The organism is Rhodospirillaceae bacterium, assembly GCA_016712715.1.
Lineage (GTDB): Bacteria > Pseudomonadota > Alphaproteobacteria > Dongiales > Dongiaceae > Dongia.
Genome location: JADJQM010000009.1, coordinates 1 through 5683 on the forward strand (window position 1 = coordinate 1; position 5683 = coordinate 5683).

General features: G+C 63.4%; 10 protein-coding genes and 1 pseudogene. 3 read left to right on the top strand and 8 right to left on the bottom strand.

Going from position 1 to position 5683, the window contains the following annotated elements; genetic code table 11:
* Positions 1 to 280, top strand: a 280-nt coding sequence (locus IPK59_23110) for a DUF1311 domain-containing protein (protein MBK8161508.1), incomplete at its 5' end; no start/stop codon positions are given.
* Positions 281 to 565: 285 nt separating this feature from the next.
* Here IPK59_23110 and IPK59_23115 read toward each other — a convergent pair.
* Both IPK59_23115 and IPK59_23120 read right to left on the bottom strand, forming a co-directional pair.
* Positions 566 to 772 (bottom strand): hypothetical protein, encoded by a 207-nt coding sequence (locus IPK59_23115; protein ID MBK8161509.1) that lies wholly within the window; start codon positions 770 to 772, stop codon positions 566 to 568.
* On the bottom strand, positions 762 to 1094 hold the full coding sequence (locus tag IPK59_23120; protein MBK8161510.1) for a hypothetical protein: 333 nt from the start codon (positions 1092 to 1094) through the stop codon (positions 762 to 764). Before IPK59_23120 ends, IPK59_23115 begins: the two co-directional genes overlap by 11 nt.
* Here IPK59_23120 and IPK59_23125 point away from each other — a divergent pair.
* Complete coding sequence (locus tag IPK59_23125) at positions 1072 to 1293, top strand: hypothetical protein (GenBank protein MBK8161511.1); 222 nt, start codon at positions 1072 to 1074, stop codon at positions 1291 to 1293. The two genes, IPK59_23120 and IPK59_23125, sit on opposite strands and share 23 nt — an antisense overlap.
* 5 nt (positions 1294 to 1298) lie before the next feature.
* On the opposite strand, the gene IPK59_23130 is transcribed toward IPK59_23125, so the two are convergent.
* Positions 1299 to 2291, bottom strand: a complete 993-nt coding sequence (locus IPK59_23130; protein MBK8161512.1) for a hypothetical protein — start codon at positions 2289 to 2291, stop codon at positions 1299 to 1301.
* On the opposite strand from IPK59_23130, the gene IPK59_23135 reads away from it, so the two are divergent.
* Positions 2291 to 3067 (top strand): alpha/beta hydrolase, encoded by a 777-nt coding sequence (locus IPK59_23135; GenBank protein MBK8161513.1) that lies wholly within the window; start codon positions 2291 to 2293, stop codon positions 3065 to 3067. The two genes, IPK59_23130 and IPK59_23135, sit on opposite strands and share 1 nt — an antisense overlap.
* On the opposite strand, the gene IPK59_23140 is transcribed toward IPK59_23135, so the two are convergent.
* From IPK59_23140 to IPK59_23160, 5 genes and pseudogenes are all read right to left on the bottom strand, one after another.
* Complete coding sequence (locus tag IPK59_23140; protein MBK8161514.1) at positions 3049 to 3729, bottom strand: multicopper oxidase domain-containing protein; 681 nt, start codon at positions 3727 to 3729, stop codon at positions 3049 to 3051. The two genes, IPK59_23135 and IPK59_23140, sit on opposite strands and share 19 nt — an antisense overlap.
* Positions 3705 to 3857 (bottom strand): hypothetical protein, encoded by a 153-nt coding sequence (locus IPK59_23145; GenBank protein ID MBK8161515.1) that lies wholly within the window; start codon positions 3855 to 3857, stop codon positions 3705 to 3707. Before IPK59_23145 ends, IPK59_23140 begins: the two co-directional genes overlap by 25 nt.
* Positions 3858 to 4003: 146 nt before the next feature.
* Positions 4004 to 4501, bottom strand: coding sequence for a multicopper oxidase domain-containing protein (locus IPK59_23150; GenBank protein MBK8161516.1), 498 nt, complete (start codon positions 4499 to 4501; stop codon positions 4004 to 4006).
* Between the two features lie 32 nt (positions 4502 to 4533).
* Positions 4534 to 5463, bottom strand: a pseudogene (locus IPK59_23155) (acetyl-CoA carboxylase carboxyltransferase subunit alpha).
* Between the two features lie 55 nt (positions 5464 to 5518).
* Positions 5519 to 5683: hypothetical protein (locus IPK59_23160; protein MBK8161517.1), on the bottom strand; the 165-nt coding region annotated here is incomplete at its 5' end.

Genomic DNA, 5683 nt, shown 5'->3' on the forward strand with positions numbered 1-5683 from the left:
GACGCAATGTGCGGGGATTGACTTCGACAAGGCGGATGTGGAACTGAACAGGATTTGGCCGGAGATCAAGGCAGGCGCCCAGGAGAGCGACGCGGGATCAGGAAAATCTGAACACCTTGATGCCCTCATGGCCTCCCAACGCGCATGGCTCGCATATCGAGACGCGAAATGTGTGTGGCAGGGGTTCGAGGCCCAAGGTGGCTCGATGGAACCCATGCTGGTGAATGCCTGTCTTGCTGAGATGACCAACAACAAGCGCATCAAGGAGCCGCGGTGCTAGGCCTCGCTCAGTGGTGACGACAGCTAACGCGGCCCCCTGCGGCAAAGCGTAGTCCAAACACTCTTTCCACGGCCTGATTGTTGCCGAGGTTGGAAGGTGGAGCGATGTCGCTGCGCTGGCGTTGGCAAGGCCGGGCATAGGGCGAGGCCAGTCTCCGTGGAGGCCAAAGAGCATGCCCAGCGTAGAAGGCGTCACCTGCGCCACGGTGCCGACGACTTCCGACTTTGGCACATTGACGGAGGGCGCGAAGGCCTTGTCGCCGGGTGGCGCATGGCGAGGGCGCCATCAGGGTGGTGGAGGCAGACCCAGGTCATTGACACCCAGCAGATCGAACAGTGCCCGGCAAGCGCGCTCTGCCGAGGGACTGTCAAAGTGTCCGTCCGCCGTGACGGTCAGGCCGGACACCGCTTCGGCTTCCGTGTCGTTGATGATGAAATAGTCGAGCAGCGGCAGGCAGGGCCGCGTCTGGGTGCATTGCAGTTCACGCGGCACCGGACACAACTCCATGGCCGTCTTGTAGCCGCCGGGCGCGGGCATTGCGGAATACGGCGCGCCAGCCATCGCTGGCATCCATGGAGGTGGAGATGCCGGGCGAGCCGAGATAGAAGATCTTGCCCCTGTCATGGGGAGGAAACATCTGCTCCGCCGTCATGGTGCTGTTGGCGCCGGGGCGGAAGAAGAAGGTGCGCCTGCCGGTGGCGAGCGAAGTCATGACATGGGTGACGTCGGTGGTCTGGCCGGGAACGCGGATCACGCCGGAGGTGTCGAGGCCAAACCCGCTTGCGATGCGGATGAAGGTCGGCGGCGGCGTCATCACGACAACAAAGGCAGGTCATGGTGACGGGAAAGGGTGCGCCCAGTTTCACCGAAAAGCCCCTGCCCGCAGCATTGTGGGGCGGACCTCCGGGCGCCTCGATGGTCTGGCGGATGAAGGCAATCTGCTCCTCATCCGGCCAATTGTCGATCATGTGGACGATGTCGAGGACGATCGTCCCCGCAAGGACGATCCCTGACCGTGTCACTTCTTGTAGCCTTCCAGCACGCTCTCGGTAATCTTCTGGTCGTCTTCCAGGGAGCGCACGGGCTTCAGGTTCTTCTTCCTGAGGATGGCGTGGTACTGCTTCACGGCTTCTTCCGGGGTGATGTGGCGTTCGATCACCGGACGGAAAAGGTTCAAGAGGTCGAGCGGGCTCTCGGCAAGTTTGATCTTGCGGCCGAACAGGGCGACGCGGGCGCCGGACTTTTCACCCTGATGGATGAGTTCGAGACAGTCGCGGGTGGTGCCGCCGCCGCCACCCAGAATGCCGACAACGAGTTCGGTATCATAGCTGGCCAGCTCCTCCATGGCCTTGCGGCCGTTGAAGGGCATCTTGAGGAACAGCGGGCGGTCTGCCTTGGTCATGCCGCCGAGGCAGCGCAGAATGTTGTCATTGACGAAGAAGGGCATCTTCTCGGGATCGAGGTTCTTTGGCGCATTGGGATTGAAGACTTCGAGGAAGTGGCGGAACTTCAGTTTCGAGGCTTCGGCGCGGAACTCATTGTAGGCCGCGAGATGGGCGTAGTCGGCGTCGAGGTCATTGTTGAAGGTGACGGAGTAGAGGCCGAGGTCGGAGAACTTCTTGCAGTGCGCAAGGTTGGCGGTGCGGAAGGGGCGGGCAAATTCCTTGGCGTAGGAGGAGCCACGGGCGCGCCAGATATCGGTGGCGTCATTGGCGCGGATCGCCGGGGTGACGTGCGACTTCTTGAACACGCCCTTTGCCGCGATCGCTTCGAGAGAGCTGGCCGCGACCAGCATGATGTCTACGACACCCTGCTTCACCACATCAATGACGGACTGGCGAAAGGTTTCGACGTTGGCGTAGCCCTTGCTTTCGTCATGCAGGTCCTTGGGACCGGGGGAGGAGACACCCGCCGACATCTCAGGGTCCTTGGCGTCGGCGACGATGAAGTCGGTGGGCTTGTACTTGCCGGAGGTGATCTTCTTCAGCTTGACGTCGAGGGACTTGGTCATTGGATTTCCGTGGAATGTGTTGCACCGGCTGGCGTTATGGCGGCACAATGGCTTTGAAACAAGCACAAGAGGTCAGAGCCACCATGCGCAAGACACTGGTCATGATTCCTGCCTTTGGCTGTGATGCCGGCCTCTGCGACGGTGGCGGACGTTGGGCACAGGCGGTGGAAGTGCGGGACCACATCGCAGCAGAGGACAACTATGCGGCGATGGTCGCAAAGGTACTGGCCGCAGCGCCGGAGCGGTTTTCCGTCCTCGGCACGTCCATGGGCGGGCGGCTGGCGCTGGAGGTGGCCCTGGCGGCACCGGACCGGGTCGAGGGACTGGTGGTGATTGGGGCAGGCGCCGGTGCCGTCGCCGATCAGGCTGCCGGCTTGCGGCGTTCGAGCCGCATTCGTGGCGGCGAGAAGCAGCAGGTGCTCATCGAAATGGGCAACATGATTGCCCATCTGCCGGGGCCGCGGGGGCCTGCAACACGCGAAGCCTTCATCAGCATGGCGCAGGCCATGGACCCGGAGACACTGGCCCGGCAATCCGATGCGCTCGCCCACCGCACAGACAAGTGGGGACGGCTTGGCGGGATTGGCTGTCCGGTTCTCTGCCTGTGGGGCGTGCATGACCAGTTCAGCCCGGCGGCGGATGGCAGGCGCATTGCCACTGCGGTGCCGCGCGGAGAATACGTTGAACTGCCGGAGTGCGGGCACTTCCCGACGCTGGAATATCCGGAAGAAACGGCGGCCGCGCTTGAGCGCTGGCTTCAGGCCGCCGTCGTGTAGGCGATGGCGCCCATCATTCCGGAATTCATGTGATAGACATGATGGCAGTGGAACGCCCAGGTGCCGGGATTGTTGGCGTCGAACTGGATGGTGACCATGCCGCCCACAGGCACCAGCACGGTGTCGCGGAGCGCGCCGTCGATGCGCTCGTTGCCAATGCCGACTACCTTGAAATAGTGCCCGTGCAGATGCATCGGGTGAGCCATGCCGGTCATGTTGTGGAACATGACCTCGTAGCGCTCGCCCTCGCGCACCTTGAAGATCACGTCATGCATGGAAGATTTGCCGTTGAGGCCCCAGACATAGTCTGCGCCGCCGCCGGTGAGCATGACCATCTCGGTTTTTGAGACGGCGATCTCGGGCGTCTTGCCCATGAACTTGAGGCGGGCTTCCAGCGCCAGGTCAAGCGGTGGCTGCACCTCGCCTTGGTCGTTGATCTTCGCAACTGTCGCATCGCCGGCAGCGAGGATGATGCCGGACTGGCCCATGCCGCCTTCCACCTTGAAGAGGATGGGATAGGTGCCGGGGCCCAGCGGCAGTTCCAGCCGGATGTCGGCGCGCTGGGCGATTGCCAGGGGGAAGCGCTGGCCTTTCACTGGCTGCACGGCATGGCCATCGACAGCAATCAGCTCACCGCTCACCGTGCCCAGATCAATCCACATGTTGCTGGCAGCGCTGGCATTGATGATGCGCAGGCGGAAACGTCCGCCTTTCTCGCCTTGACCACTTCGGGATCGTCCAGTGTGCGGTCATTGGCGAGGAAAGCATCGAAGGTGATGTCGTTCAGCATGGCAGGCGCCGCTGCACAGCATCACCATGACCCATGGCGGCATGATCCATGGCTTGCATGGCGCCGCCATGTCCAGCGTGAGCCGCGTGACCACCGCCGCCCAGTCTGCAGTTCGGCAAGATCTCCCGCGGGTCGCGGAAGGTGAATCATGCAGCATCACCACATGCCCTGCTCGTCGTAGAGCGGCATTGCTCTCCCGGATGATGAGGGCGCAGCATCTGCTGTTCCTGCAGGCCGACATGGGAGTGCATCCAATGGGTGCCGGCATCACGGGTGGCGAAATCATAGTCAACGGTATCACCGGGCTTCAGGGGCGGGCCGGAGAGCATGGGCACACCATCCTGCGCCAGAGGCGGCGTCAGGCCGTGCCAATGCACCATGGTCTCTTCCGACAGACCGTTGGTGAGGCGCGCGGCGAAGCGCCCGTTGAAGACCATGTTCACGCCGTGGCGGCCCTGGTCATCAAGGATGCCCATGACGGTTGCAGCCTTGCCCTTGACCTCCAGCACACGGGTGCTGACGCGCAGGTTGGCGATGTGTGCGGCAGCGTGTGCAGGGTGTGGCAGACTGGCGGCGGCGGCAAGGGCGGCCGTGCCCGTGAGCAGGCCGCGGCGGTTCAGTCTTGTGTCAAACACATGAGCCATGGTCTTCAATCCTTCCCCTGCCGGAGGTGCCGTCAGAGACCGCGGTAGGTCCCGAGGAATTTCTCGCGGCGCTGGGGGCGTAACACGTCGGGCGACACGCCCCAAAGCCTGAAGGGCGCGGCACCGCATCTCCACCGGCGGCGATGGCGGCTTCCGGCTTCCGGCTTGCGCCGCCCAGCGGTTCTGGGATGATTTCGTCGATGACGCCTGCGCGGTGATCTTGAGGGCGGCGGCGGCATCCTTGGCGCGGGCACGTCACGCCAGAGAATGGAGGCTGCACCCTCGGGTGAGATGACGCTTGTAAATGGCGTGCTCAACATCAACGCACGCTGTTGCCCGTGGCGATGGCGATGGCGCCGCCGGAGCCGCCCTCGCCGATGATGGCGACACGAGCGGCACGCCGCAGCGACAGGCAGCAATCGGTGGAGCGGGCAATGGCCTCGGCCGCCGCGCTTCGCTCAGCAACGCCGGGATAGGCGCCCGAAGTATCAACCAGCGTGATGACCGGCAGGCCGAAGCGGTCTGCCGTTTCCATGAGACGCACCGCCTTGCGGTAGCCTTCCGGCTTCGCCATGCCCCAGTTGTGCTTGAGGCGGCTCTGGGTGTCGTTGCCCTTTTCCTGGCCGATGACGACAACGCCACGGCCACGGAAACGGCCAAGGCCACCGACGATGGCTTCGTCTTCGGCAAACTTGCGGTCTCCGGCGAGCGGCACGAGTCGGTGTGATCAGAGCCTTGATGTAGTCGAGGGCGTGGGGCCGGTCCGGATGGCGGGCGACTGCGACTTCTGCCACGGTTCGAGATTGGCATAGAGATCGGCGAGATTCTTGGCCGCCTTCTTTTCCAGCGATTTCACTTCGTCGGCGATGGACACCGAGGCATCGCCCTGGGCGAGCGCGCAGTTCGGCAATTTTGCCTTCCAGTTCGGCAACGGGGGCCTCGAAATCGAGAAATGCCTGCAAGATCAACCTCAGAGCGTTTGTTCGATGATGTTACTGGCGGGGTGGCCCCGGATTGTCAACGTGTCTTGGCTGCGGCTTTCTTGCGGGCGAGGGGGTGGAATTCCTCGACCGCCGCCGTGAGCCGCGAGGCCTGCACATGGGTGTAGACCTGGGTCGAGATGTCGGCGTGCTGCCAGCATCTGCTGCACGGCGCGCAGGTCCGCACCATGATCGAGCAGGC

What these genes read in the sequence shown, in the direction of transcription:
- IPK59_23125 (MBK8161511.1), top strand. Translation starts at nt 1,072, where the DNA reads ATGAAGGTCGGCGGCGGCGTCATCACGACAACAAAGGCAGGTCATGGT.
- IPK59_23120 (MBK8161510.1), bottom strand. Translation starts at nt 1,094, where the DNA reads ATGACGCCGCCGCCGACCTTCATCCGCATCGCAAGCGGGTTTGGCCTC.
- IPK59_23130 (MBK8161512.1), bottom strand. Translation starts at nt 2,291, where the DNA reads ATGACCAAGTCCCTCGACGTCAAGCTGAAGAAGATCACCTCCGGCAAG.
- IPK59_23140 (MBK8161514.1), bottom strand. Translation starts at nt 3,729, where the DNA reads ATGTGGATTGATCTGGGCACGGTGAGCGGTGAGCTGATTGCTGTCGAT.
- IPK59_23145 (MBK8161515.1), bottom strand. Translation starts at nt 3,857, where the DNA reads ATGCTGAACGACATCACCTTCGATGCTTTCCTCGCCAATGACCGCACA.
- IPK59_23150 (MBK8161516.1), bottom strand. Translation starts at nt 4,501, where the DNA reads ATGGCTCATGTGTTTGACACAAGACTGAACCGCCGCGGCCTGCTCACG.